The organism is Ulvibacter litoralis, assembly GCF_900102055.1.
Lineage (GTDB): Bacteria > Bacteroidota > Bacteroidia > Flavobacteriales > Flavobacteriaceae > Ulvibacter > Ulvibacter litoralis.
In genome coordinates this window covers 1-2,969 of record NZ_FNBA01000035.1, presented here as the reverse complement: position 1 = coordinate 2,969, position 2,969 = coordinate 1, and the positions used below count along the sequence as shown (strand labels likewise).

The following is a 2,969-nucleotide window of genomic DNA, read 5'->3' as shown; positions in this document are numbered from 1 at the left end:
TCTGAACCATCTAAAACCTCTGGCTCAACAACCGTTAAATCAAAAACCTCTAATCCATCGCCTGGAGTATCATAATCACACAAACGCAAAGGGTCAGCAGGTGCTACAATCTCAGGAGTGTTACGGACTTCCAAATTTAAAATAGTCGTATTGTAACATGTATTTGAAACGCTCTCGATACGTGCAAAAACAACATCGTTATAAGGGTCATCATTTGCATACGGATCTAGCAATTCATTTAAATTGTTCTCTGCATCCGATTGTGTTGGGTGATAGGTAACAATTAAATCAGGATCGCCAAGAGTAATATCAACATCGGCATCGTGCAACGTAAAAAAGGCAAAACCATCATTATTACCATCGCAAATTACCAATGGCTCTGGCGCTCCATTTACTACAGGAGGAATGTCCACATTTATAAATACTGTTTGTGTTGTATCATAACAACTAACATCGTCAATATTTTCAAGACGAACATAAATTGTTTCACCAGGTACGTTAACAAAGTAAGGAACAGGTAACGCTCCTGTATTTGCATCAGCTTCCGCTTGACTCAAATGATACGTGATATTATATTGTAATGGATCTTCCCCATTCAGTATAAATAAATCAAATTCCGAAGGAAGATTAATCGACTCAGAACCATCTTCATCTTGATCACATAAATCGAAAGGTGAAGGAATTACTCCAGCATTGGCTACTGTAAAATAGATTTCAAAATCTTCAAGTGCGAAACAAGTTCCTGAATTATCTTCAATACGAACATAAATAGTCTGAGGAGATGGCGCTACTATTTGATGAAATGTAGGTGCTGCTATAGCTCCTACATCATTCTGACTATCTAAGAAACTTTCATAATATTTAATAACAAATAATGTAGGGTCTTGAGCCCCTAAAATATCATCGTCATTTTCAGTTAAGTCGAAAAACCCAGTACTGACACCGTCATCACACTGATATAAATTTACAGGTGGATTCGCTATAGGTTGCGGATTAAAGTGAACGTCTATAGAACCTGAAACAAAACAAACCCCTTCAAAAGCTTCCACAGTATAAGTTCCATCGGTTGTAACGCCTACCGAAGGTCCAGTCGCTCCTGAAATCAGCACCCCATTTCTAAACCATTGAAATGTAAAATTTGGATCGATAATCCCAGTGTCTAAAGTAACTGTCATTCCAACACAACTTTCAATATTTGGCCCAAGATCCAAACCTGCTTGTTCTAGGTCTATTTCTAAAATAAATTCATTATTAGTTTCATCAGTTTCAGAAACAATACCTGTTCCATTTCCAATATCATCTACCACAGCTATTAAATCAAAAACGACTGGAGTCCCTAAAGGAATATTTAACGTTATCGTTCCAGCTTCTGATCCGTTAATAGGAATATCTGCAACTGTTTGTGTCTGCCCTAATAATACAGCATTGGCATAAAAAGCAATAGGAGTACCTAACGGCAGCGGCGCCGTACTATTTACATTGTAAACAGTGTAATTTACATCTATGTCATTATTTTCACATAAAACACCAACATTATCTATTTCAATCGTTGCATCAGGTATTTCTGAATTTACACTGGTAATTATATTATTTACCATTACAAAATCCTGGCTTGAAGTAAGATCAATATTTATACTTGTATCTCCAGGTTGTACAATGTCCTGAAGATCATAATAATCTAAATCCATATTCCACATAACACTAGAGTTTGTATAACTATTCGTATTATTGAAAGCATTGTTTGCAGGATTTAGCGGCGGATTACTAATTAAATTTCCATTAATCTGAAGAGTTTCATTATTTGCTAAAAAAGACTCTCCTTCCCAAGCAAGGAAACCGATTTTAGCTAAGTCGTCTGTAGCTACTTCTATGTTTGTAAGGGTGATTCCTAAGGAAGGTTTGTTTGAAGCAACATAATCTAATCCATCAAATAAACTGATTTGATTTAAGGTTAAAGTAGGGTCTTCATAAATCACATAAATGGCCCAACCCCCAAAATTTGTATTATCACAATACGCTGCAATTTCAGATGTAAGATCTAAATCCGCCAGTGTATAGGTTGCATTCCCATTAAGCGCTACTATACCAGAAACATCGGCATAAGCAGCAAAATAAGGCAACCCATTATACGTAAGACCAAAGGTTCTTTGCGCAGTAACTGTATTCCCATTCAACTTTACACTTAAATCACCATTCCCATGACCGGCCCAATATAAATGTGCAGAAACAAATGTTTGTCCTGGTAATAGTAATAAATCTGCACTGCTCTCAGTTAAAATATCACAAGGAGGTCCAGATCCTTGTCCATTTGGACCTAAATTTAATGTATTCCCAAAAGCTGTAAAATCGTATTGTCCATTAAATTGTTGAAAGAGTTGAATTTCTTGACCTTGAGACACGTAGGAAAGGCACAAAAACAAAAAAAGTAGTATTTTTTTCATAGCAATTTTTCTAATAGCATAAAATAAAGAAAATTTTATGAAATTACAGCATTTTATTTCATGTTCATCCCACAAAACAGCAACTTAAGCTAATAGAAGCAATTAAAAAGCTGTTTTCATTAACAAATAATTAAAAAACCCTCTTATCGCAATTGATAAGAGGGTTTTGTTTTAGCATAAATAGTAAGTTAGTCCTTACGTATCTTTTTTCTTGCTGAACGTTTATCGTTTCAGTGTAAAATGTCCTTTAAATTCCTTTTGAACATCTTGTTCTGTGTACTCTACAACGAACCAATAATCACTCGAAGGTAATGCGTTTCCATTATATGTACCATCCCAACCAGCTCCTATCGGACTAATTTGTTTCAAGAGTTTTCCAAACCTGTCAAATATGTAGATTTTTGCTGTAGGGTCAAAGGAAGCAATTCCTATGATATTCCAAGTATCGTGATACCCATCTTGATTCGGGGTAATAAACTTAGGATAGTCAATCACTCCAATCTCGATTGTAACACTTCCACAACCTCT

At 35.5% G+C, this 2,969-nt stretch carries 2 protein-coding genes; both read right to left on the bottom strand.

What is annotated here, in order from left to right; genetic code table 11:
• Positions 1-2,441 (bottom strand): CARDB domain-containing protein (locus tag BLQ00_RS17240; protein WP_139149459.1); only part of this gene is annotated, 2,441 nt, incomplete at its 3' end.
• Between the two features lie 222 nt (positions 2,442-2,663).
• Positions 2,664-2,969: T9SS type B sorting domain-containing protein (locus tag BLQ00_RS17235; protein ID WP_139149437.1), on the bottom strand; the 306-nt coding region annotated here is incomplete at its 5' end.